Source organism: Pseudoalteromonas citrea (assembly GCF_000238375.3).
In the GTDB taxonomy this organism is placed as follows: Bacteria; Pseudomonadota; Gammaproteobacteria; order Enterobacterales; family Alteromonadaceae; genus Pseudoalteromonas; species Pseudoalteromonas citrea.
In genome coordinates this window covers 41,254-67,001 of sequence record NZ_AHBZ03000012.1, presented here as the reverse complement: position 1 = coordinate 67,001, position 25,748 = coordinate 41,254, and the positions used below count along the sequence as shown (strand labels likewise).

At 39.0% G+C, this 25,748-nt stretch carries 19 protein-coding genes and 1 other RNA gene; 15 read left to right on the top strand and 5 right to left on the bottom strand.

The features are described from left to right. Window positions 1-29 precede the first annotated feature (29 nt). Window positions 30-482: a hypothetical protein gene (locus tag PCIT_RS00365; RefSeq protein ID WP_010368074.1), complete on the bottom strand. Its 453-nt coding sequence runs from the start codon at window positions 480-482 to the stop codon at window positions 30-32. Between the two features lie 635 nt (window positions 483-1,117). Then, entirely contained in the window at window positions 1,118-2,674 is a 1,557-nt protein-coding gene (locus PCIT_RS00360; protein WP_010368075.1) for a serine hydrolase, read from the bottom strand. A gap of 177 nt (window positions 2,675-2,851) precedes the next feature. On the opposite strand from PCIT_RS00360, the gene PCIT_RS00355 reads away from it, so the two are divergent. Continuing rightward, entirely contained in the window at window positions 2,852-4,342 is a 1,491-nt protein-coding gene (locus PCIT_RS00355; protein WP_162144401.1) for a LytTR family DNA-binding domain-containing protein, read from the top strand. Window positions 4,343-4,575: 233 nt separating this feature from the next. On the opposite strand, the gene ssrA is transcribed toward PCIT_RS00355, so the two are convergent. Then, window positions 4,576-4,932, bottom strand: a transfer-messenger RNA (tmRNA) gene (gene ssrA, locus PCIT_RS00350). Window positions 4,933-5,214: 282 nt separating this feature from the next. On the opposite strand from ssrA, the gene PCIT_RS00345 reads away from it, so the two are divergent. The 7 genes from PCIT_RS00345 to PCIT_RS00315 all read left to right on the top strand — a co-directional run bounded on the left by PCIT_RS00345 (window position 5,215) and on the right by PCIT_RS00315 (window position 15,386). Further along, window positions 5,215-6,294: a ComEC/Rec2 family competence protein gene (locus PCIT_RS00345; protein WP_010368077.1), complete on the top strand. Its 1,080-nt coding sequence runs from the start codon at window positions 5,215-5,217 to the stop codon at window positions 6,292-6,294. Then, the gene (locus tag PCIT_RS00340) at window positions 6,284-7,849 is read left to right on the top strand and encodes a Hachiman antiphage defense system protein HamA (protein WP_010368078.1); all 1,566 of its coding nucleotides are present in this window, start codon (window positions 6,284-6,286) and stop codon (window positions 7,847-7,849) included. Before PCIT_RS00345 ends, PCIT_RS00340 begins: the two co-directional genes overlap by 11 nt. Next, the gene (locus PCIT_RS00335) at window positions 7,842-8,252 is read left to right on the top strand and encodes a hypothetical protein (RefSeq protein WP_010368079.1); all 411 of its coding nucleotides are present in this window, start codon (window positions 7,842-7,844) and stop codon (window positions 8,250-8,252) included. The genes PCIT_RS00340 and PCIT_RS00335 overlap by 8 nt, the downstream gene beginning before the upstream one ends. Window positions 8,253-8,258: 6 nt before the next feature. Continuing rightward, window positions 8,259-9,790, top strand: a protein-coding gene (locus tag PCIT_RS00330; protein WP_420492141.1) for an IS3 family transposase whose coding sequence is annotated in 2 segments (ribosomal slippage) — window positions 8,259-8,715 and window positions 8,715-9,790 — 1,533 coding nt in all. Because the reading frame shifts where the segments join, the coding sequence is not laid out codon by codon here. A gap of 51 nt (window positions 9,791-9,841) precedes the next feature. Further along, window positions 9,842-12,037, top strand: a complete 2,196-nt coding sequence (locus tag PCIT_RS00325; protein WP_010368166.1) for a DEAD/DEAH box helicase — start codon at window positions 9,842-9,844, stop codon at window positions 12,035-12,037. A gap of 635 nt (window positions 12,038-12,672) precedes the next feature. Then, window positions 12,673-13,751 (top strand): IS3 family transposase gene (locus tag PCIT_RS00320; protein ID WP_192992751.1). Its coding sequence is split into 2 segments (ribosomal slippage): window positions 12,673-12,925 and window positions 12,925-13,751, totalling 1,080 coding nucleotides; the frame shifts between segments, so codons are not numbered across the junction. A 675-nt stretch (window positions 13,752-14,426) separates the two neighbouring features. After that, on the top strand, window positions 14,427-15,386 hold the full coding sequence (locus PCIT_RS00315; protein ID WP_010368150.1) for a hypothetical protein: 960 nt from the start codon (window positions 14,427-14,429) through the stop codon (window positions 15,384-15,386). Between the two features lie 290 nt (window positions 15,387-15,676). On the opposite strand, the gene PCIT_RS00310 is transcribed toward PCIT_RS00315, so the two are convergent. Then, the gene (locus PCIT_RS00310) at window positions 15,677-17,431 is read right to left on the bottom strand and encodes a site-specific integrase (RefSeq protein WP_010368152.1); all 1,755 of its coding nucleotides are present in this window, start codon (window positions 17,429-17,431) and stop codon (window positions 15,677-15,679) included. 106 nt (window positions 17,432-17,537) lie between these two features. Continuing rightward, complete coding sequence (locus PCIT_RS00305; protein ID WP_192992750.1) at window positions 17,538-18,446, bottom strand: IS5 family transposase; 909 nt, start codon at window positions 18,444-18,446, stop codon at window positions 17,538-17,540. Window positions 18,447-18,594: 148 nt separating this feature from the next. Between PCIT_RS00305 and PCIT_RS00300 the strand changes: the two genes are divergently transcribed. The 7 genes from PCIT_RS00300 to gap all read left to right on the top strand — a co-directional run bounded on the left by PCIT_RS00300 (window position 18,595) and on the right by gap (window position 25,623). Next, entirely contained in the window at window positions 18,595-18,840 is a 246-nt protein-coding gene (locus PCIT_RS00300) for a hypothetical protein (protein ID WP_238347979.1), read from the top strand. A 357-nt stretch (window positions 18,841-19,197) separates the two neighbouring features. Continuing rightward, a complete protein-coding gene (locus PCIT_RS00295) occupies window positions 19,198-20,829 on the top strand; it encodes a DUF342 domain-containing protein (RefSeq protein ID WP_010367204.1) in 1,632 nt (543 codons plus the stop codon). A gap of 152 nt (window positions 20,830-20,981) precedes the next feature. Continuing rightward, window positions 20,982-21,140, top strand: a complete 159-nt coding sequence (locus PCIT_RS00290; RefSeq protein ID WP_192992749.1) for a hypothetical protein — start codon at window positions 20,982-20,984, stop codon at window positions 21,138-21,140. A gap of 144 nt (window positions 21,141-21,284) precedes the next feature. Next, entirely contained in the window at window positions 21,285-21,470 is a 186-nt protein-coding gene (locus PCIT_RS00285; protein WP_192992748.1) for a hypothetical protein, read from the top strand. Window positions 21,471-22,099: 629 nt separating this feature from the next. Beyond that, window positions 22,100-23,953 carry a phosphogluconate dehydratase gene (gene edd / locus PCIT_RS00280; protein ID WP_010367202.1) on the top strand — a complete coding sequence of 618 codons (1,854 nt, stop codon included), beginning with the start codon at window positions 22,100-22,102 and terminating at the stop codon, window positions 23,951-23,953. Window positions 23,954-23,979: 26 nt separating this feature from the next. Then, entirely contained in the window at window positions 23,980-24,600 is a 621-nt protein-coding gene (eda, locus tag PCIT_RS00275; RefSeq protein WP_010367200.1) for a bifunctional 4-hydroxy-2-oxoglutarate aldolase/2-dehydro-3-deoxy-phosphogluconate aldolase, read from the top strand. 18 nt (window positions 24,601-24,618) lie between these two features. Beyond that, entirely contained in the window at window positions 24,619-25,623 is a 1,005-nt protein-coding gene (gene gap / locus PCIT_RS00270) for a type I glyceraldehyde-3-phosphate dehydrogenase (RefSeq protein WP_010367197.1), read from the top strand. Window positions 25,624-25,748: the final 125 nt, after the last annotated feature.

The following is a 25,748-nucleotide window of genomic DNA, read 5'->3' as shown; positions in this document are numbered from 1 at the left end:
TTTAAAAGCGGAAAATTGAATGTGAGCAGTTAAGCGCTCGCATTCAATCCAAATTGATATACTTCTAGCTTTCGTATCAGGGAATGATAGTTTTTTACCACTTCAGAATCGCCACCAGCCTGACTTTTAACGGCGGCAAGGTTGTCTTTCATGGTGTCAATCACATTGATTTTTTCACTCTTTGCTTGCGCAAGCGTTGTTCCACCCAATTGGCCATCATGCTCGATTAAACCATATTTCCCAGTCATGAAAGCATGCTCGCCCATTGAAATAACCCCTTGTTCATAAAGGTCTTTAGCCGCTTTAGATTGCTCTTCAAGTGTCATGTGTGTGAAGTCATGTGTTCTATCAGGGAAACTCAATGAATTAGCAGACTCAGCGTGGTTATCGCTCATCTCAGATGCAGTATGCTTTTGCACATATTGACTTGATTGTGTCGCAGAGACTGACTGGTAATTTGTAATGCCGATAGGGTTAATCATTTCATATCCTTAAATTGACTTATCTCTATTTTAATAAGCAATAGCCGTTCCAGTTGTACACCTTTTGTTATTTTAATGTAAAATTACGTGTACCCCTTTAAATTGTAGTCGCATAAAAAACTAACTATCTGATTTAATTAAATATGATAACAACACGGATAAATGGTTTACTTGAATGACTTTATGGCGGCAATAAAGGTGAGGAGGTGTTTGCCAAAAGCTTGCCCGTAGTTGAAATTTTCGGCGGTTTATTGCCGCCCGCCTCCTCTTTTAGGTTTATGTTTCAATGCATTCAAAATTGACATTGAGAGATACCTGAATTGCTGAACTCGATTATATGTATCATCCTAACTTTAGAGGGGAGGTGTGGGTTGATTAAGCTTAGAATATTGTGATTTGTAATAGAAATAGCGGATACAAAAAAGCCTGTTAAAGATTTCTCTCTAACAGGCTGTTTTATAGCACTTTAAAGTTTTTTAGCTGGGAGCTTTGAAAGTCAGTTAAGTCACATGTTTAGCTGTTTGATTTTGAATGATTTATTTTTTCCTATGTTTTTGGGGTAAATAAGGATGTGACGTAGCCTGCATTTGGTTGAAAGTAAATTAGATGCAACATAGAGTACGTTAATCTTTTATTTACTCCTGAACGTTCACCTTTTTTAGGTTTAAATCATGAAAGTTATAAGAAAAGTCAGTGCTACGACTTACTGCTTTCATTTTGAATCCGATAATCTTACCTTCGAAGTCGACGTCAAAATTAACAAATGCATCTGCATTGAGGGTTCGGTCATACCATTTTGCAACAAATCGGTTGCCCTCGATGTGAGCAAGCTTACCAGTTAAAGCATTACCGCGAGAAAACTTAATATTAAGCTCAGAGCCTATTACTGTGACATCAACTGTGCCATACCAGTTATCTTGGTAAGTACCGGCATATTGATTAAGCGCCATAGGCGGTTTTGTTGTACTCAGGTGCAGAGGTTTTTCCGTTTTCTTTTGCTGTTTTTTGTAGGCTTCATATCGTTTGTTACCCTCTATGTATACGTCAATGTAATTTGTGGGTTCTGATTCAATATAGTGCTCTAGGATGGTAGCGGTTAGACCTTGTGCTGCTCGTGACCATTGATTTGTAAGCGCAATAACAGCAACATCTTTTTCAGGTAAAAATGCGATATGGGAGGTCATGCCTTGTACCGCGCCGCCATGAGAGACATGCAAGTGGCCATGAAAGTCCATCAAATTCCAGCCTAATCCATATGCTTGAAAATGCGTCTGTGCGTATTTTTGGTCAATATAAGAGACTTTTTTTAAAGTAACTGGCTTCCACATTTCTGCGTGTTGCTTTTCGGATAACAAGTCTTGTCCATCTGGTAGTTTACCTTTGCTAAGAAATAGCTGCGCCCACTTTGCCATACCCGCTATGTCACAATTAATTAGCTCATCATCTTTGAAAAAAGTGGTTTTGAGCTTGCCGTCGACTTCCATATGCGGTTTTGCACGCTTACTTGGTATTTTAATTCGAGTCGGGTTTGCTACACAGTGAGTCATTTTCAGTGGTGCAATTAATGCTTTTTCGACATATTGGTCCCAAGGCATCTTGGTTATCACACGTATAACCTCTTCGGCGACAGTGTACATTAAATTGTTGTAGGCATATTCGGAGCGAAATGAACTGGTTGGTTTTAAATATTTTAATGCTGAGATGATTTCATCAGGCGTTGCGTGTGCATCTGCATCAGGCCATTGTAATAAGTCCCCAGCACCCAGCGGCAAACCAGAGCGGTGAGTTAACAAGTCGCGAATAGTAAACTCTCTTGTCACCCAAGGATCATACATTTGAAACTGCGGAAGGTAATCGATGACCTTGTCATCCCAGCTGAGTTTATTTTCATCTACGAGCTTTGCCAATGCCGCAGTTACAAATGATTTTGAAATTGACGCAACCTGAAATAGGGTATCGGTGGTTACTGGTGTATTGTTTTCAATAGATTGAACGCCATAGCCTTTTGCATGGACCACTTCACCACTTTTTACAACTGCCAATGCTACCCCCGGCACATTAAGTTCGTCTTTTGCTTTTTCAACAAGTGCACCTATTTGTTTTGGCGTTAACGGTGCACTTAGACTGAGTGGGGCAAACACTAACTGCGATAAAACGATACCTGTGTAAACAGATTTTTTGATATAGTTCATAAAAATGAGCCCTTTAAAACAATTTATTAATTGATAAGGACATTACCAATTACTTCTTATTTTTCTAGCGCTTATATGCAAGCGGTGGCGTTTCTTCTGCAAATGGCGGCAAAATCTATCAGGGTATATTCTTGCACCGTCTTACATGACATTGTGGTAAAGGCTAAGCTATTGTATGTGTTTTTATTAGTCAGCTTTAGCATGGTGTTCTCTACAAACCTTGCTGCGGGTGAATTTAATAAGTATTTTATTCAGGAGGTTAGGGTTTGCTATGATGAAAATGCAGCGCTGTCTTCCGATACGTTTTTTCTCCAGAGTTGCAATAAAATGCCGTTGGGTGACGTTAAGCTAGGTAACAAGTTAACTTGGATTGGCTCTACGTTCGATTTACACGTCTCTGAGCTGCTCGATAAACCAATTGGGTTATTTTTTTCTGCTCAAGCGGCAGCTGAGTTTTACTTTAATGGCGAATTAATAGGCCGAAATGGTTATCCCTCGGCTCAACCTGAAGGTGAAAAGGTTGGAGTGATGGACTTTGTTATTTATATACCAAAAGGACTACTGAAGAAGCGCCAGAATGAGTTAGTTATTAAACTGTCATCTCATCATAAAGTTTACGATATCAGCACCTCAATTCCATTTGCGATAATCACGTATTATGGCTCTCCTCAAAATATTGTGCTTCGTAATTACTTACCTACTTTGTTATCGCTAGGTATTTTGGTCATAGGCTTAGTTTTTTCAAGTCAGTTAGTTTTACAAGGCTCGAATCCAAGGCGTAGTACTTTTTGGCTTCCTGTATTTTCATTGTTAGTGGTTCTTCAATTATTGGTTGAAGTGTCTAGAGGATTAATAGCATACGAATACCCTTATCATGACGTTCGTTTGGTTGTTATTTTATTGCTAGGTATGTTGAGTGGGATGTGCTTACTGTTATATATCATAGATAGCTTTGTGAAAAGTCATCGCTGGGCTTACTTTTCTCTTTCAATGTTATTAACGTTTGCATTTATTTATTTAGGTAACACGATAGAGGAAAAAACAGTTTTCGCCCTTCAAATCCCTGCAGGGATAAGCTTTTGTATTTCTGCTTATCAAGCACTTAAGGTGCATGATAATGCGATGAAGCATGCTTGCGCGTTTTTGGCATTCTTTTTCGTAATTGCCGTTAATCCTAATCAATTTCTTGATCTTTATTTTTATTGTTTTGTAGCTGTGCTTTTAGTGTTCTTCTTTATTCAACATTCAATTGAATATAAAAACCAGCAGTCTCAAAAACAGCTTGCACAGAAAAGAGCTGAGCAGCTGCAACGAGTATTAGATGAACGTAATGAACAGCAGACACCGTCAAAGATAAAGCTAAACCTGATGGGCAAAGAAGAGTGGGTGTCATGTGACAGTATTTGTTTTGTGAAGGGGGCGAGAGATTATGTGGAGATAAGCCTATTAGATGAACGTAGTGTGTTACATAACGAGACGTTGACTATTATGGAAGAAAAGTTGCCCGTAACGTTTTTGCGTATACATCGCTCATACATTGTAAATAAGCAATTTATTCAGTCGCTTCAAAAGCTACCATCAGGTGGGGGAAATTTGATACTGAGTACAGGTGCTACCGTACCAGTGAGCAGGCGAATTATGCCAAAGATTAAGAAGCAGCTTATGTAATGCCCTAGAGGCGAGGGAGTCAGGTCTTTTTATCTATACATATTACATACAACAAAAGGTGTCAAAGTCATTGACCCCATTAAAAAGATTTAGCTCTGGCTAATCTTCAAAAAGTTAAAAAGTATAAAGGGGCCAGATTAGTTGCTTCACAACTTACTTATAAATTTAAAGCTAGACACAAAAAAGCCTGTTAAAGATTCCTCTCTAACAGGCTGTTTTATAACACTTTAAAGTGGTGGAGCTGGGGGGATTTGAACCCCCGTCCGGAAAGCGTCGACCTTCGGTCCTACATGTTTAGTATCGTCTTTTGGTTAACCTTTAAATCTCGGACGTACACGATAAGTAAAGGCGAGGCCGCTTAGTTTTAGCCCTTCAACCCCGGCCAGGGTTTCCGTAGCGATCTTGTGTGGGGTGACACTCCAGAACCAGAACCACAAGAATTTCATGGAGGAGTGCTAGCGGGCTATTAGGCCGCTAGAGAGTAGTTATCGTCGTTTGCGATTACATTAATTGCGGCTTTTTTACGAGGCCAGCCGCACCTCGACATGCACCTTAGGCTTCTGGAATCCCGTCGAATCCTAATCAGCCCCGATTCAGTCATAAGACATAAATCTTAGAATACTTTTCTATCGCCAGCAAAGCTAGTGATGGTGCGGATTGTAGCGGTATTGTATTGGTTTGACAACCTTTTTTCTTTTTTATCTTGTGTACCAGTTTGTGTATCACTTTTAGTGTGCACAAGAGTAATTTAAGAACAAAGCAATAAGTTGACGAATAATTCTTTGTTTTATTTGCATGCGGAAGGTGTTGTTCATTTTGATGTAACATTATGATATAATTGAATATTGCGTTAATTTGAATAGTTGTTTTATATGCCGGATGAAGCTAAATTAAAGTGTGATTTATATTTTTTACCTGCGGGTGAAGGTGACTGTATCTTAATCCAGTTTCAAGATTCTTCATCCAATTATCACAACATACTTATAGATGGTGGGAATCTTAATAAGCTTGAATTTGACAAGCAAAAAAGGACACTCTTAAGGTTAATAGATAATGGAAAAAAAGGTCGTTTTGATTTAGTGGTAATTACTCATAGTGATGATGACCATATTAAAGGTATTTTAAAATTAGTTGGTGACGATGAGCTGGCGTCACTAGTTGATAAATATTGGTTTAACTCTGAGAAATCAATAGCTAAAAAGCTCTCAGAGAAATTTTTAGATGTGCAAAACTATGAAGTGGCAAAAAAAACTGTTTCATCAAGGTCTTCTCGAAACCAAGATCATGATCTGTATCATGAATTAAGTAAAGAGAATAAGTGGAATCAAGAATTAATCTTGGCAGGTGATAGTTATGATATTGATAACCTAACAATTAGCGTGTTATCCCCAACAATAAAGGAATTAAAAGAGTTACACGACTATTGGCCGAAAAAAAAATTGAATCGGCGAAACTCCAACCGCTCTTCAACATGTCAATCGGATCATGCTATACCTTTGAGCGAGTTATATAAAAAGATCGATTTTTTTGAGGAAGACAGATCAGAAGTAAATGCTTCAAGCATAGCATTGAAGGTAAAATGGGAGGATTATTGCTTTCTTTTCTTAGCTGACTCCCATCCGTCTGTCATTGTAAAAAACCTCCCTGATGAAATACTCCATTGTGAATTGATAAAAATTTCTCATCATGGGAGTAGAAAAAATACTAATGATGAACTTTTGGCTAAAACAAAAACAGAAAAATATATCATTTCTACAAATGGGATGTCGCATTGTCACCCTCACAAAGAATGTTTGGCTAGGCTAATAAAAAGAAATGAGAACTCAAATACAAAGTTGTATTTCAATTATGGTAATAGCGTTTTAAGAAGTATTTTTGATGAAGATACATTCGACGGCGCTGTTTTCCCTAAAGTTGAAGAAGAAGGGATTAAGCTTTCTTATGAGTCTTGATACAAGTAATAAGCTAACAGTTAGAATCTTAAACGATACTTCAAAATACGGAACTGGAGTGATCTGTAAGCTAGATGATTGTGCCTATGTTTTTACAGCTAAACATACAATTTGCCCAAAAGACAAAGATGATTGCTTTCGAAAAGGACGTGAATGCAATAATTGTGAATTAAAGAACTCTTATAGCGCAAAGAAAACTAAAATTACTATAGATAAACCTGAAGCCCATGGTATTCAATTTAAACCTAAGACAATATTACATCTAAAAAATAAAGATTTAGCTATTCTTGTTTTAAAAGAAAATGATTTTAAGCATATACAAAACCTACCAAAAATAACTTTAGCTGAATACGCTGAGTTGCCTGAAAAGGATACATATCTAGCTCATGGCTACTGTAAAATTGAAGGTTCACAGAAGTCAATCCCCTTAATATTTGATTATTGCACCGTTAAAGATAGTGAGCTTTTCCTTAGGTTAGCTTCGAATACGACTTCTAATCTTGAGATTTCAACTCGTAACATTGAAGGAGCTTCAGGAGCAGGGGTTTTTTTAGGAAATCCAACTAAGTTAGCTGGTATTTATGTAAAGACGGAGGAGTTTCAGAATACATATTCAGAATTTTTTGATGAAACAGTTAACATGCTTTTACAAGAGCATGGATTACCTAAAGTTATAATTGAGCATCAGTTCAATAGAATAAAAAGCTTAACCTCTCGTGAATACCTTAATTGTTTTGAAGAAATCGTTCATAGCTTTGATTTAGGTAGCTCTAGAAAGTTGGATTTATTAACAATAAAACTGAATGGTAAAAAAATAGACTATCCAGCCCTTAAGGAAAGACTACTCGAATGTTTACATATACTTTGTATACCAAGAAAAACGATAAAATCATTAAATGATAGGGATTTAACTAGGAAGTTGTACAGGGACGGGGAAAAAGAGTACTCCACTCTTAGTGATGAAGATAAATTGTCAGACTTATTATTGCAAGGCTTACTTGAGTCACGAGAGAAAATGCCGAAATTATATTCTTCCTTCAATGTTGATGATGTTAGTACTAATGTACATTTAAATTATATTGATGCTAGTAAATCAGAATTTGTTTATTGCTATTCAAATTTAACTAGGGAACTAAATATAGGTTTTGAAAATGTAATCGAAAAGCTCTGTCGGGGAGCTACGAACGTTAGCGGACCAGCAGATTTAATCAGCTCTGGAATCCTAGAAAGCCATTTTAGTGAAGATGAGCAAAAGAACCTTATTAAAATTTTGCTGCCTAGTGAAACTTCAAATGGTCCTAGTATAAGTGATTCTTATGCTTTGTTAGTTGGTTTCGAATTTGATTCTTCAACTTTGGATAAACTCCAAAGTGTAGAAAAATTTCGACAATCACTTCATGATGAAATTAAAACTGTTGTTGCTAATAATCTCGGTAAGTTAAAAGAATACCTTTTAAAAATTAAATCTATGGACTCTGAAGTTAAGGTGTTTTTCATACCGTTTGAGAATATCTCCGAGTTCAAGAAGAGCGTCGATGAGGAACTGTATGTCTAGGTTTGGAGATGTGTTAGCAGAAAAAGTTCTCACAGATGAATATTTTAAAAAGATATTTATATCTGTAGTTAAAAAGTACACCAAACATATTGTTTTTAACAAAGTGGGACGAGGTCTTAAAGAAAAAGAAAAGTCGGATATTTATAGGTTTATTAACATTCTAATAAATTCCAACCGAAATACAGATAGAAGTATAGCCCATCATATTATAAGTATGATGGAACCGTTTCATAAAAATGAGGATTACTTCAAAGCGGTTTCATCTACAGTTTTCTATAAGATGGGGCTTTTTTCTCTAAATATAGAGCACTCATTTCTTAATAATGAAAGTTTAATTGCCCCCTGTGTCAGGATAGTTGTCGCCTCAGTTTTTCATAAAATAAAACAGGGAGCGGTAAGTTAGTTATGAGTGAAGCATTATCCAGAAGACCATAAGCAAGCAGTCATTAGAAAGCTGGTTGAAAGTGGCTTATCATTAGGTCAATTCGCAAAGCAAGAAAGTATCAACTTATCTACTTTGTATTCATGGCGAGATAAGTATTTAAAAGTAGGGTCTAGTTTGACAGAGAGTAATAGTTTAGATGGTTGGTCACCAGAGCAGAAGTTCTCAATTGTTTTAGAAACAGCAGCATTGAGCGAAATTGAGTTAAGTGAGTATTGCCGTGAAAAAGGGCTTTACCCTGAGCAAGTTAAAGAATGGAGGCAAAGCTGTATTGAAGGTAATCAGACGCAAGCCCAGCAGCGTAAGCAATTAACCCAAGAGCGAAAAGCTGATCGTAAGCGGATCAAAGAGCTAGAAAAAGAGCTTAAACGTAAAGATGCAGCCCTTGCTGAAACCGCGGCATTATTGGTGCTAAGAAAAAAGTTAAATACCTACTGGGGGGAAGACGAGGACAGTTAACCTCACACTCAGATAGACAGTATTACGCATCTTTGATTGATGATGCCGTGACCTCTGGCGCAAGAAAAGAGAGAGCCTGTGAAGAAATAGGTTTGTCTATACGGACGTTACAGCGTTGGCAAGAACAGGGTGAAATCATCCCTGATAAAAGGCCAACAGCGCAAAGACCAGAGCCGAAAAATAAGCTTACAGAGGAAGAGCAACAAGTAATATTAGATATCAGCAACCAAGAGGAATACGCCAATTTAGGGCCGAGCCAGATAGTGCCAATGCTGGCAGATAGCGGGCAGTATATCGCATCTGAATCAAGCTTTTATCGTGTGCTGAAAGCCAATGACCAATTGACTCATCGAGGTAAAGCAAAGCCTAATAATAGCCGAGTTAAGCCTAGGGGGTATACGGCGACAGGGCCAAACCAAGTTTGGACTTGGGATATCAGCTACTGCCCTTCAACAGTAATTGGTCGCTTCTTCTACCTCTACATGATAATCGACATCTTCAGCCGTAAAATTGTGGGTTGGGAAGTTCATGATAGTGAGTCAGGAGAATATGCTGCGGAATTACTTGAACGTACACTCTGGGCTGAGAAATGCGTTAAACAAAATGTTGTATTGCACTCAGATAACGGTAGTCCGATGAAGTGCCTGACGATGCAGGCCAAGATGCTTGAAATGGGGATAATAGGCTCTCGTAGCCGTCCAGGTGTCAGCAATGATAATCCATATTCGGAATCTCTGTTTCGCACGATTAAATATAGCCACCGCTGGCCAAGTGAAGGTTTTAAGCACCTTGAAGATGCAAGAAGCTGGGTGAAAGGCTTCACGAATTGGTACAACAACACACACAGGCATAGTCGTATCAAGTTCGTGACACCCGGGCAACGTCATAGTGGGGAAGATAGAGCGATATTGGCAAAGCGCCGTGAGTTATATAAAAAAGCGCAAGAAAAGAATGCTAACCGCTGGTCAAAGCACACCAGAAATTGGGATGAAATCAGTGATGTGGAGTTGAATCCAGAGAACAAAAGAGAAGCAGCTTAACAGCTCAGGCGACAACTACCTTGAAAAACACCGATTGAAGCTAACCTTAAGATGAAAGTAAATGAAATTAAAAAAACAGACTTTATTCTTACTGATGCTCAATCTGAAATCTTTTCTAAAATGGTTGGTTCTAGTTGTTTTAGTTTCTCAGGACCAACTTCTTTAGGTAAATCTTTTCTAATAAACAGGATGGTTGAACGCTCCCTGTCTTCAAAGAAAAACATAGCTATAGTAGTGCCTAGTAGAGCTTTGATAAACCAGTTAACAAATGAACTAAGGAGTACTCTAAATCAACCTATTTTAGAAAATAATTACAAACTGCAAACAAATATAAATGGTGAGGAGACAGAGGAGTTTAATTATATTTTTATTCTCACTCCTGAAAGGTTAATGAACCTTCATACTAGAAAGACTAAAGTCATATTAGATGATTTATTTGTCGATGAAGCGCATAAGCTTGCCGCTGGTAGTAGTAGGGACTCTGAAAGAAGTTTGACTGAATATAATGCAATAGAATTGACTATTGAAAAGTTCAGAGAGTTAAATGTCTATTTTTCATCTCCAAATATTTCTAACCCAAGCATGTTTTTAAAGTTGTTTGGAAAGAATCCATTCTTTTCTAAACATGTTAAAGAAGCACCAGTCTCTCAAAACATTTTCCTAGCAGATACTCAGAAAAAAACTTTAAGAGTGTTAGTAAATAATGAATTTTTGAGCTTAAATAGTGAGCTATTAAGAGGTATTAACTCTAACGACGATTTTATCTTAAATGTTGGTAAAGGTAAGCACTCTAATATGGTTTATTGCTCTAGTGCATCTAATGCTGTTCACTATGCCGTTAACTTTGCAAATAAAATTAATTCGACAGAGCTTTCTGATGAAATAAAAAGTGCAATAAACTCAATTTCACAATTAGTACATGAACAGTATTACTTAGTTAAATGTTTAGAGAAAAGAATTGCATATCATCATGGCAAATTACCTCATTCAGTGAGGGGAATAATTGAGGAACTCTTTAGGAATGGCGAAATTGACTTCATGTTTTGTACCCCAACCCTTGCTGAAGGGGTCAATATGCCAATTAAGAATATATTTATTATATGTGAAGATAAGATTCGTTACACAGATGATAAAGAAAAAAACAAGGTTAAAAGTCTGAGTTTTTGGAATCTAGCGGGTAGGGCTGGAAGGTATCGCTCAGAGCTTTGCGGTAATGTATTTTGTCTAAATTCAGAGACTAAATCTTGGGATAATAATTTATCAATCTTTAGAGATAAGTCAGTAAACCTTGAAAGTACCATAGAAAAAAACATAAAGAAAAAAGCAACAGTTAAACAGTTAGAAGATTTCCTCAAAAATAAAGATGCAGATGATTTAAAAGTGGAAGAAGTCATTAAGCATTTGGCAAATATTATTTGTATAGAAACCCTCAAATTTCCCGAGGAATATAATAAAAGCAATACTCTTAATCTTTTTATTAAAGCCAATTTATTACAGATAATAAAATTAGCTAAAAAGAGAGCTAAAGAGATTAAGCACTTACCTATGGAATTACTTAATTCATATCGTACTTTGAGCTTGAATTTGCATGATGATGTTTTTCAAGTTGTTAAATTTCATCAGGATGATAGTGTTTTACCCCCTTTTGGTTACGACAAATGCCATGAAGTACTAGAAACATTCCATGAATTATATAACTGGGGAGAAAGAGAAAAAATCACTATAAGTCAGCTTGGTTATTATAATAACTTAATTTATAGGTGGGTTAGTGGTAACTCAATTAATTCAATAATTAGAAGTACCATAAATTATTATGAAAAAGAAAGGAAGTCGTTATATATATACAAGGGGAATGAGCTGCTTACTCCTATTTTTGACGGTAGTGTAGAGCATGTTAACCATATTATTGAGGTTGTTTTTGATGATATTGAGAATAAGTTAAGATTTAAGCTTGAAAGATATTTTAATCATTACCATAAAGCTCTTACTTCAGTCCTAGGTGAGGAGAAAGCAGGAGTTAATTGGGCTGTATTTTTGGAATATGGTACTCAATATCCTCTTGTCATTGAAATGCAAAACTTGGGACTTTCTAGGTTTACAGCGTTAAATATTTATAAGAATGAAGCGTTAAGAAAGACTTTAACTCTGGATGCTGCTAAGGGAGGGCTACAATATAATAAGAAAAAACTTTTATCGGGCTTCAAAGAAGGCTCTTTCGAATATAAAGAGTTATCAGTATTGCTCTAGGTGTAAATAATCCGATTTAGCAGCATGGATGCTGCGTCACTCTGGAGTTTAAAATCTCACCTAGAATCTTCCTTGATTAACTTTGTTTATACGCAAAACTAGCTTGAGTCGTTGGAACGACTCACACCCCAAAGCAACAAGCAAATCAAAACGAAAATTCAAGGATGAATGGTGTTCGCCGAATGGACTCGGCGCTACAACACCAATAAATATTCTATTAGTTGAAACAACCCTTTAAAGCTTTCCTTTTAAAGGGGAAAACTCCTAAAAATAGTTATTATGTGCACATACAGTTAGTTGTCGCATTAGCTTCGACGATTGTTGGATTCTCGTTTAATTTGATAACACGAGGCGGCAGCCAGACACCGCTAAAAGCGTTTGGAACAAGATAAACAGCAACCAAAAGCTGATAAAATTTGGCATTGAAGGCGACCTTTGGGTCGCCTTTTTTGTTTGTTAGTAGTGCGCTTTTAAATACTTCATACGTGTTGTGGTTAATTGGTTTTGATCAATCTGTATCTCTTCATCGATTACGATCGAGTTTTCCCAACAAGCTAAATGTAAGTGTAACTCCCCCAAAAAATGAAACAGTTCATAAGTAGAATTTTCCATTAACTAAAATAGGAAAATTTACGATGAGAAAAAGTAAGTTCACCGAAACTCAAATTGTCAGCATGATCAAAGAAGCTGAATCAGGTATTCCAGTGCCTGAAATTTGCCGTAAACATGGCATCGGCCAAAGCACATTTTACAAATGGCGCTCAAAATATGGTGGTATGGAAGCGTCTGATGTTAAACGCCTTAAAGAACTTGAAGAAGAAGATCGTAAGCTAAAAGATATGTTTGCAACGCTGAGCTTAAAGCACTCGATGCTTGAGGATATCATTGCAAAAAAGCTGTAAAGACAAGTAGACGCAGAGCTTGGGTTGAGCATTTGAGAACTCAATTTAACGTCAGCGTCGCATTTGCTTGTGAAGTGGCTGGATTAAGCCGCTCAGTTTTTTATTACAAACATAAACGGCCATCAGATGATGAAGTTATCGACGCATTGCTAGCATTGATCGAACGTCACCAAAGGTGGGGGCTGCCCAAACTATTTAAAAGGCTTCGCAACAAGGGTAAACCTTGGAATAAGAAGCGTGTTGAACGTGTTTACAACATGCTTAAACTCAACTTAAGACGTAAAGGAAAACGCCGTGTACCAACGAGAACGCCAGAACCATTAAGTGCCCCACTGCAACATAATGAATCTTGGTCAATGGACTTTATGAGTGATGCATTAAGCTATGGACATCGGTTCAGAACATTGAATGTACTCGATGACTTCAATCGACAAGCATTAGCGATTGAAGTTGATACCAGTTTAACGGCTGAGAGAGTAATTAGGACACTAAAACAGATCATTGCTTGGCGCGGCAAACCAAAACAAATTAGGGTAGATAATGGCCCAGAGTTTACTTCCACTATGCTTGAAACGTGGGCGATGGAAAACAGTATTAAGCTAGAGTTTATAAAACCTGGTAGCCCTTATCAAAATGGCTTTGTGGAAAGGTTTAACCGAAGTTACCGTGAAGAAGTGCTAGATTTATACTTGTTTGAGTCACTACAAGAAGTACGTGAAATCACAGATGAATGGTTAGATATTTATAATTATGAACGACCCCATGATTCACTTGGTGATATGACACCAATTGGTTATCTTGAGGCTGCATAAAATTCTACAAAAGAGCTGTACTAAATTGGGTGGAGTTACAGTAGCAGTCTGTAAATTGATATATCAAAAATTCGGTGTGAAACCATATAAGGTGCGTCTTAAGCACATCATTTGGTATCTTGACGAAGAACTGTTTTGGATCATCTCTGAGAATACGGCCTATCGCTATTATCTAGCAATCAAATCATTCTGTGAGTGCATTGATAAGTGGGGGCATTGGCGCACTCATATAGTGAAAAGGTCGCCTAGGTTAAGAAAAAAAACATAAATTCTGTTCTTTTTAAATTACATTTGACTCTACAGTTTAGATTGATTTGTGGGGGGGATTACCCGACCAATTGATCTCACAGGGAATAAGGGTCGCTCATAGTCGTTTATTTTTAAAAAATATTATAAGTAACCTTATTACTGAGAATTGTCAGTAAATCCATATCCTTTTATCAAATTGCTTGTTAATCGACTGAGTCAGAAAAATAAAATCGTATTTATGAGGGGTTAGTATTATGAATTCTCAGTAATATCCATGTATTGCTCATGAAACTTATTGGTAGCAGTCATAGCAGATTGAACTATTTGAAGTTTATGGTACTTTAAAAGGTGAAATCGCAGGCGGATATTACTAACAAACCTGCATGACATACTGTTATGTTGCCTAATGGAGTAAGGAGAATTTTATTGGCATCGTTAGAAGAAGCTTATAGCTATGAATATGATGATATTATTGATGCGGAACTTGCCTATGATCTTTATTGGGCTGGGGTGATTTCTGGCAAATCTTCGTTTGAATGTCCAAGTGAGTTTTGTGTAGCTAAAGTTACCTGCGTGAACATGGATGCTGAAAAGCAAGATATGCAGCAATCACCACATTTTCGGAGCTATAACCACTCGTCAGAGTGTGATGCGAGCATAGGTAAAAAACCGAAAGTTAGTGCTGGTTCAAAATATGAGCTAAGTGCATCTAAAGTTGCAAAAAGTGATCAAGAGTCAGACACATTTAATTTACATAGGCCTCTTAATCAATTTACCAAAAAGAAAAAAGGTGAACGTGATAAAGGCAAAAAGAGAGCAATCCATTCACGTCGGCCTAACGTTCAAGGAGAGCATGAGCTTCAATCTGGTTCAAATTACTATGCTGTTAGATCTTTGGTAACCAAGTTCATTCGATACAAAAAAGATGAAATGTTGTCGGAACACTATGTAAATATCAGTGGAAAGGATATTAGCTATAGAGAGTTGTTCAAAGGTGTTTTCAACCAACCACTAGAGGCCCTTCCTAAAGAAGAGCGGATTTATTGGGGAGTTGCATATATTAACCATATACCGGACAAAAATACTTATCGCATTGTCTTTAAGAATGAAATGCAGCAGGGTAGTAACTATATCAGGCCTTCATTTTTCATATCCGAGGAGCAAATTGAAGCTTACCCAGTTAATAACCTTGTGACTAAGAGACTGGCTAAAATTTCAGAGTCAAAAGATAAACGAGCATTCATATTTTTATACTCTAAGCCACATGGTCAAGGGCCCAACTTTATTAACTTTGATTTGGACAGCTTAGATTACCTTGAAATTAGGTATTTAGACTTATTTGATGAGCTCAAAAAGCCAACAAAACTAGCAATTCAACAGAGATAAAAAACTTGTAGCTTATTCGCTTCAGTCAATTTTATCCCACAATTGTTTAATCGTTAATCTGGTATTACTATTGACAGTCGTCAGCATATGCGACAGTCAGGTTAAATTTAGACCTTCGAGTCTGACAGGTCGAGCTAATAACCAAGTTGGAAAATTAGTATGCAACTCCAAAGTCGACAAGTCATTTGATTTATATTAGATTTTTTCTCCAAAAAACCGCTAGATTTAATTATTTGAATCAAATCTAGCGGCTCAAGTTTGCTCTAGTTCACCTAGTCCATAGGAATAAATTAGGCTGTTTTATTCGCTTTGTGTTTAAGCTGTAATAGATAGTTAATGTCAGGCATTTTATATTCTCTCAACTCTTTATAAATAACACCTCTTGCAAACTTTTTCGTGTAATGATTAGTCATTCTTTCTTTGTCTTGATCTAGATGCCCCACAATTTGTTGCAGGAGAGATTTGTTTAGTTTTTGTTCTGTAAAACTAGTGATAAAAGTTGCTCGGAAGCTGTATGTTACTTTTTTGCAGTTATCTTCATCAAACCTATTTTTGATAACATTGGCATCATTTAACACCTTTCTTGTGAACCATTTGCTATATGCAGGCGTGTAGTAGCCATTTTCAGGTGTTAATGATGGCCAAAGAGAGTCCCCTTTTTTTGAAGTGCGGCGTATTTTGTCTACATAATCTATAAAGCCCAATTTTATGAGTATGGGGGCAAGCGGTACATGGCGGCGGCTAGCTTCATTTTTTGTCGACTGCCCAGCAAGTGCATCATCAATTGTTAGGTAATGTATCGTTGTAGGGAGGGAGTCCCCCTCTAGAGTAATCGTATCTTGGCAGACATCGATATTACTTAACTGCGCTATTTCATTTGGTCGAGCCCCAGTTGCTCTTGATAGAATAGGTATCCAGAATTGCCATGAGTACTTAGGGTGGATAACATTTTCATGAGTGAAAATATGATATAAATCTTCCTCATCGAAAGCTGCCCAAGACTTTGAACGATGTCCTTTTTTTATTGCTTTAGTTTGAACTGGGTTCACTCGAATTAAATCAAATGTTTCATCCTCATCGTTAAAGCGTTTGATAATCCATGTGAAAAACTGTCTTACTCTTTGACGATGTTTATCGACAGTTGATGGACAAAGTTGCAAGTTTTTAAAGCTTTCTTTTCCTTTATTGTCTTTAATCTTGGATCGAGACCAATCAATAGATTCTATTTCTTCAAGTGTCAGGGAGCTGTAATGTCTAGCTCTTGCTTTTGGAGCACTCAGCATAGATTTGAACATTCTGTCAAAATCTCGACTTTTGCATAGAGTTGCGGGTCGATCTCCCAAGAAGAAAATAGCCTCTTTAATTGATTCGTTAAGTTTTTTGGCTCTATCATTTTCCTTAGCATTTCTGTACTTTTGGTCTATTTCCCATCGTGTCATGTCGATTCCGTACTCTTCCAGTAAATAGATCTTTCGTAGCTGTTCCAGAGTTGGGACGATTATTTCTTCTTGATGCTTAATATAGCTTTTATCAGCTATACCGAAATCCACAAACTTACCAGCATCAGTTATTAACTGGTTTTCCTTCTGGTAATCACTATTATGTCTCGCTTGAGCTAGACTCCCTATAAACTGCTTTCGCCTTACAATTTTTGACACAGCAGCTTGAAAAGGTTTTCCGTTTACATCAAATATGATTTCTGAACCTTGTAAAAACTCAGTAAACTGTTGTTCAGCATCTAATCTCAGAGTTGGTGGTGCGGCGGTCTCTAGCGTAACCATTTCTGTATTCTCTTCACACATAGATAGTGCTTCAACATCAAAATCTTCAACTGGCATATTCGCCAGAATTTGATTTACATTTGTGCCGTTTAACACTGTACGAACTACTTTTTTAGTTACTAAAACCACTTGTTGAATCTCCTTTAGATCCTTACTTTTAAATTGTTTATCAAAACGCAGAAGCAGCTCTGAGAACGCATTCGCAGCAATAATTGCTTGAGCATAATCTTTGGTTCTTAAACTGAATTTAATTTCGCTCGGCAATTTTTTTACGTTGGTGTCGTTTTGACGATTTTCACGACTGAATCGCTTGCGGAGATAATAAGGGCCTTGTTGATCAAATAGCTAACTACCAATCAATTTCTCAGTTTTAACTTTGTTGCTGATATTTGGGCATACCTAGCCCATTCATTTTATTTATTGCCTTCACTTTAATCATCGTTTCAGTATGCTGACTATTGAATTGACGACTTTTCAGCTTATCACCCATTAATTGTTTAAAACGATACATCGCCGTCTCGGCAAGTGAACGAAGATGGTACCCTGAATTCATTTTCCACTGCGTTAACCCTATTTGGTGCATCATAAATATGGCATTGTTTCTGGGGTGTCCTTCTTCCCAGTATTGGGCATTCTCTCTTGGCGGTACCCGCATAATCGCACCTTTTGCTGCGACCTCCTCATAGCAACTGCGTGTGTCATATGCACCATCACCTGTGACTCTGTCTATATTCCTACGCAGTGGCCTGATTAAATCGGCAAGGGCTTCACCATCTGACACATTTACCATCGACAGCTCAGCACCCACAATATCGTGACTTGTCGCATCAATGGCCAAGTGCCATTTTCGCCAAGTTCGGCGCTTAGTCGCACGATGTTTTCTTGTATGCCATTCACCATTTCCATACACTTTAAGGCCCGTGCTATCGACCACAATATCTATAAAGCCTTTGCCTGCGCTTTTTCTATATTGCACATCAAGTGTTTTACTGCGTTTGCATAAACAGCTATAACCCGGTGATTGCAGCGAGGTATCCATCGTAGTAAGTAAGGAATTTACAAACCCTTCTAAGGCCCTGAGTGGCAAATGGAATACGGCCCTTAAGGTTAAACACGTTTCAATTGCTAAATCAGAATAGTAATTTGAACGACCACGGCCACCGTGCTTTTCAGTATTCTGCCACTTTGAGATGGCACTATCACTTAGCCAAATGTTGATGTTACCGCGTTGAACTAAAGCACGATTGTACTGTGACCAATTCCTAATTTTCTTCTTCATTTCAAGGCATGGGTTAAGGCATTTTATGATCTGATCACACCAAACCAAAGAAGTTCAATTATTTAGGAAACAACGGCGATAATAAGTGCCATTTCGAGAAAAAAGATAATTGTTCCTTTTGACATCGATTATTCGTGATGATGGTTTTTTGAACGAATCTAATTTAAAAAATGGTTTTTTGCTAAAAAGAGAACAATCTGGAGTCAAATTTTCCTCACAAGGAGAACTCGGAGAAGGAGAACTCGGAGAAGGAGAGCTCGGAGAAGGAGAGCTCGGAGAAGGAGAGCTCGGAGAAGGTACACAAAATGAAAAAAGAGATTTTTGGACAATGTCAGAGTCTACAAAACAGCTAGGCTCAATTTGGTTTTTTGGGTTCATATGTGCCTCGATTTGAGGCTGGCATGTGGCTCACTCTGTGTACCACTAAGATAGAAATGCTCTGGAAGGCTTGATTTTTAAGGTTTAGGAAGAATCCTAATCAGCCCCTGAATATGTTCATTCAGTGAAGTGGGGCCAGTATAGCGGAAAGTAATGCTAATGCTCAAGCTACTTTTGCCGATAACTTATTTAATATGAACTGGTTGGCGATTTAACAAGCAAATTATACGCAAGTTGTATTTACAATCATTCATAATTTGTAGCAATTCGTAACAGTTACTGCTTAACATTATGGGTCCATTGTGCTCAAATGGTGCTGTTACCTTGCATGATAAGAATAAGAATTCTATGCACATACTTTGGGAAAAAGTTCATGTCGTTGTTTCGTTTTGATGAAGACTTAGGCTATGTCTATTTGTTGTCTCATCCTATAGAGTCGGGTTTTCCGGCTAGTGCCTCTCAGCTCGTTGAGTTATTAGAGCAATCTGAACATGCAGATTGTGAAATAATTCACGCCAATATTGGTAAGTTATTTTCTTCTACAGACGTGGGCGATCAAGACTCTTTGGCTGTGGCTAGAGCAATTGATGCGTCTATTGCTATCCGAGTTGATGACGCGAATATGATGGCAGAAGCGCGGATCACGGTTGCTAGTGGCGGTAAACTTGTGTCTGTAGAAAAAGCGGCTAAAGCATTGGCAGAGGCAGGTGTAAAAAGGGGCATTAACCAAGAGGTATTAGAACAGTTTCTTGGCAAACAATTTGAGCAACCTGCAGGCATGGTTTACGAAGAAATTGTTGCCCACGGTGTGAGAGCCAAAGATGGCACTGATGCGCGTTTTGTGCGCCTGTGTATGACAGCGCAGGACAGAGTACTCAGTCCACAAACAAAAGATGGCGGTAAGGTCGATATGCGAGACCTTGGCGCAATTATTACTGTAAGTCCTGGTAGCCCGTTAATGAAGCGTGTGCCAGCGACATTGGGAGAGAAGGGTTTTACCGTTTTTGGTGATGACCTCGATCCTAAGCCTGGCCGAAACTTTGAATTACAAGTGATGGAAGGCACCAAACTTCATCCGAAAGACCCTAATGTATTGATTGCTGACGCCAAAGGTGTACCGGTAGCTGTACCCCGTGGTATGCGTGTCGATGATGTCTTGTGTTATGACTGTGTTGATGTCACTACAGGTCATGTTGAATTTGATGGCAGTGTGATTGTCAGTGGTGATGTGAAAGATGGTATGCGTATTAAGGCATCAGGCGATATTACGGTGATTGGTTTTGTTGAGTCATCTATTTTGCAAAGTGCCAGTGCGATCACCATTATGCAAGGTGCAATAGGCCGAAAACGCAGCGATGGCGAAGACTTTTCATGCCATATAAAAGCGGCGCGTACGGTGTCGGTTGGCTATGCGCAGTATTGCCATATTGAAACGAACCAAGATTTATTAGTTGACCGTCAGGTTTTGCATTGTGATTTAATGTCTCGCCGCTTGATTCGTATTGGTAAAGGTGAAAAGCCAAGAGGCAAGCTGATTGGTGGTAATGTGTTGAATGCATTACGCATTGAAACAGGCGAATTAGGTGCACCTTCAGGTACTAAAACACGTATATCTATAGCGCAAAATTGGCATGAACTTAAAGAAAAGCAAGAAGAGTTTAAAACGTTCGAAAAACGTTTGTCTGATAAGGTTGTAGAGATAACGCGTGCCAAAATAAAAGCCAATAAGTCGCCAAAAACAGCCAAGCGTGACGCCTTTTTGAAAAAGCTGGAGCTAAATGAGCAACAGTTGAACCAACATTACAAGCGTAATCAGCGAAATATTTTACTTGTTAAACAAAAGCTGGCTCGGCTTGTGAATTCGAGCCGTATTAAAGTGAATGAGCTGATGCATCCGGGCATTGAGCTAACAATAGCGCTTGATAGTAAACAGTTTACCCGTATTTATCCGCCGAATATGGTGAAGTTAGATGAAGGGAAAATCACGCAGCATTTTAGTACTTAATCGAGACACACATAGTGATACTTTGAAAGCGCCTAATTGGCGCTTTTTTTGTTTTTGGGGCAAGAGGCGAGTTGTGGACTCTGACCTGCGTCAGAGAGACGGAGGGGTAGTGACGGTGGTGGGTGACTAACGTGTGAATGTTGGGAAGGGTTGTGAGGTTGTTGTTTGGTTGGGTGGTTAATTGTGGATGGGCTCTGACCTGCGTCAGAGTGACGGTATGGGATGGTGACGGCGGTGGGGTGACGAAAGTGGGAGTGTTGGGACGGATTGTGAGGTTGTTGTTTGGTTGGTTAATTGTGGATGGGTTTTGACCTACGTCAGAGTGACGGTATGGGGTGGTGACGGCGGTGGGGTGACGAAAGTGGGAGTGTTGAGAAGTTGTTGTTTGGTTGGTTAATTGTGGATGGGCTCTGACCTTCGTCAGAGAGACGGAGGGGGGGGGTGATGGCGGTGGGGTGACGAAAGTGGGAGTGTTGGGACGGATTGTGAGGTTGTTGTTTGGTTGGGTGGTTAATTGTGGATGGGCTCTGACCTTCGTCAGAGAGACGGTTGGTGGTGACGGCAGTGGGGTGACGAAAGTGGGAGTGTTGGGACGGATTGTGAGGTTGTTGTTTGGTTGGTTAATTGTGGATGGGCTTTGACCTTCGTCAGAGAGACGGAAGGGGTGGTGACGGTGCGGGGTGGTTAATTGTGGATGTGCTTTGACCTGCGTCAGAGTAACGAAGGGGGTTGATTTAGGGGATGGTTGATAAAGGCGGAGAGTGTGTAAAATGCATCGTTAAGCACTTTGTCTTCCTGAATTCATTTCAGGATCCACGTGGGGGTGAGCGGTTAAAACCCTAGATTATTGTGTAGCAGGGCCTCAGTCACGGCGCTGTTATTTTTTCTAGTAGCCAGTTTGGCAAAGTCTGTGACTGGACAAATACGAGCATTAGTAAAATTTCGTTTACGAGTCAGTTTTTTAAGTTATTCATAGTCCTATCATTTATTTCATCTTAAGTTATTTTTTGTTCATATTTGTACTGAATTTAAGTTTGGTCATTATTTGGTCATTTTCTTTTTTTAATCTAAATTTAAGGTCAAAGGTTGACACCGGTGTCATGAACGTGGCTTAATACAGTGACACCGGTGTCAGGTTGAGGTGAGAGACAACCTGGTAGCGTACCTTTGAACGGGTAAATCAAAAGATGCTCAGTACGGTGTTTAAAGTGGAGTCTTTAAATGTGCTGAGCCTTTTTCCTCTAACTATAGAGATGAGTCGAATTTAATTATGTTGCATCCTCGAATTAAAGAAGTCACCGAACGTGTTATCGAACGCAGTAAAGCAACGCGTCAAGCCTACCTAGCACGTATACAACAAGCAAAAAAACAAACTCGTGTACGCTCAGGTCTAGGATGCGGCAACATTGCTCATGTTATGGCAGCATGTTCTAGCTCAGACAAAGATCGTCTAAAAGTAGACGAGCAGCCTAACTTAGGCATTATCAATTCATATAACGATATGTTATCTGCCCATGTGCCTTATAAAGATTACCCTGATCTAATTAAAGACATTGCGCAAAAATACGACTCTACTGCACAAGTAGCAGGGTGCGTACCAGCAATGTGTGATGGCGTAACACAAGGCCGTGATGGTATGGAGTTGTCGTTATTTTCACGTGATGTGATTGCAATGTCGACTGCGGTTGCACTATCACATGATGTATTTGATGGCGTGTTTTGTTTAGGTGTATGTGACAAGATTGTCCCAGGGCTATTAATTGGTGCATTGTCGTTTGGTCACTTACCTGTTTACTTCTTACCTGCTGGCCCAATGCAGTCGGGTATCCCAAATAAAGAAAAAGCCCGTATTCGTCAAAAATTTGCACAAGGCTTGGTAAGCAGAGAAGAACTACTTGAAGCTGAGAGTGCGTCTTATCATAGTGCGGGTACTTGTACATTCTATGGTACAGCCAATTCAAACCAAATGCTGATGGAAATAATGGGCCTACATTTACCAGGTAGCTCGTTCATTAACCCTTACACTGAATTGCGCGATGGTTTAACTGGCAGTGCCGTTGAACAAATGCTTGAGCAGCTTATTGATGGCAAAAATGCCAACTGTTTGGCTGATGTGGTTAGTGAAAAAACCGTTATTAATGGCTTAATTGGTTTATTGGCAACGGGTGGCTCTACAAACCATGCAATTCATTTAGTTGCGATGGCTGGTGCCGCAGGCGTACAAATTACCTGGAAAGATATGGCTGATTTGTCTGAGGTTGTACCGTTACTAACTCGTATTTATCCAAATGGTTCTGCGGATGTAAACCACTTCCAAGCAGCAGGCGGTATGGGGTTCTTAATGAGAGAACTGCGTGACGGTGGCTACTTACATAATGATGTGAAAACCATTGTAGGCGAAGGGCTTGATGCGTATACCCAAGAGCCCATGCTTGCAGCTGACCCAAGCTTAATCATGACGAACAGCACAGGCCCAAGCAAGATTAAGTGGGTACCATGTCCTGAGAATTCACTTGATGAAGATGTACTTCGTCCAGTGAGTAACCCATTTAGCCCGCAAGGTGGCTTACAGCTATTAACCGGTAACATTGGTAAGGCGGTTATTAAAGTCTCTGCGGTAGATGAAAAACATCAGTCAGTGACAGCACCTGCAAAAGTATTTAGCTCACAGGCAGCGCTGCAACAAGCGTATACCGATGGTGAATTGAATCAAGATTTCATCGCTGTCATTAAAGAGCAAGGCCCGAAAGCAAAGGGTATGCCTGAACTTCATAAATTAACGCCTGTGATGGCAACACTTCAAGACCAAGGTTTTAAAGTTGCCATTGTAACGGATGGTCGTATGTCTGGTGCGTCAGGTAAAGTACCTGCGGCCATTCATTTAGCGCCTGAAGCGGTTGAAGGTGGCATTATTGCTAAAATTCATGAAGGTGATTTGGTTACATTAAATGCACCAAAAGGTGAGTTATTTGTACATGTGTCAGATGAAGAGCTATCAGCACGCGAATTGTTGTTGAGTGAACCAGAAGCGACATTTGGTACTGGTCGAGAGCTATTCACTGGCTTTAGAAACATTGTTAGCAGTGCAGACCTAGGCGCAAGTGCCTTTGGTCTAGAACAATAATAAACGCATTGGGTATGAGGACTAACATGAGTATTGAACAGATTTTATCATCGGCACCAGTCGTGCCAGTTGTTGTTATCGACAACTTAGAAGATGCCGCACCACTGGCACAAGCATTATACAACGGTGGCTTAAAAGCACTGGAAGTAACATTACGTACGCCAGTAGCAGCACAAGCGGTAAAAATTATGAAAGAAACAGTACCAGATGCCTATGTAGGTACTGGCACTGTGGTCGATAAAGCAACATTTGAAGCCTCTGTTGCTGCCGGTGCTGACTTTATGGTGAGCCCAGGCGTCAACGATGAATTGTTGGCACTAGCTAAAGGCACTGATATTCCATTTTTACCGGGAGCTGCAACACCCAGTGAAGTAATGAAATTAGCGTCACACGGTTTTAAATTTTTGAAGTTTTTCCCTGCAGAAGCTGCAGGCGGTGTGCCCATGCTTAAATCAATTGGTGGGCCATTACCACAAGTGACTTTTTGCCCTACGGGCGGAATTTCTCTAGACAGCGCACCAAAATATTTGGCGCTTAAAAACGTAATTTGTGTTGGTGGTACGTGGATGCTTGATAAGCAACTCATCGCTAACAAAGACTGGCAAGCCATTGAAGCGCTTGCAAAACAAGCAAGTGAAGTTAAATAATCAAGGGGAATCTCAGTTATGATCAACATCGCAATTAATGGCTATGGCCGAATCGGTCGCAATGTTTTACGCGCGCTTTATGAGTCTGGCCAAAACGAACAAATTAAAATTGTTGCAATTAATGACTTAGCACCAGCAAATGTTAATGCACACCTAACACAGTTTGATTCTGTACATGGGCGTTTTAACCAGCAAGTAACCCTTGCAGACAACACATTAATCATTGGTAATGACGAAATTACCCTGACTCAAGAACGCGATCCAGTGAACTTACCTTGGAAAGCACTTAATGTAGATATCGTTTTAGAATGTACGGGTATTTTTACATCACGTGAGACAGCGTCAAAGCATATTGAAGCGGGTGCTAAAAAAGTGATCGTATCAGCACCTGGCACTGATTTAGATGCAACGGTTGTACACGGTGTAAATAGCGACGTGTTATCAGCTTCAAGCACGATTATTTCAAACGCTTCATGTACGACTAACTGTTTAGCACCTGTTGCAAAGGCGTTAAACGATGCAATTGGTATCGAGCAAGGCAGCATGACAACAATTCATGCGTTTACAAACGACCAAAACTTATGTGACGTATATCACAAAGATTTATACCGTGCGCGTAGTGCTACTCAGTCAATGATCCCTACAGCGACTGGTGCTGCCAAAGCGGTTGGTTTAGTACTTCCTGAACTTGCTGGTAAACTTGACGGCATGGCTGTTCGTGTCCCTACTGTGAATGTATCACTGGTTGATTTAACGTTTATTGCCAAGCGCGATACGACGACTGCTGAAGTAAATGAAGTGATTAAAGCTGCCGCTGAAGGTGCGATGGCTGGTATTCTTGAATACAACGAACTACCGCTTGTATCTATTGATTTTAACCATAACCCAGCGTCATCAGTATTTGATTCATCACAGACTAAAGCTGATGGTAAATTGGTAAAAGTAATGGCTTGGTATGATAACGAATGGGGTTTCTCAAACCGCATGATTGACCAAGTAAAGGCATTAGGCCAGTTCCTGTAAAATCAAAACTGAAGTTACTTGTTATAAAGCCGCTAAGTTAGCGGCTTTTTTATGGGTGCTATTTTATGAAAGCTCAGAAGCGAAATGAACTTTTAGAGTCCTTGTCTTTTATAATAAAAGACTCA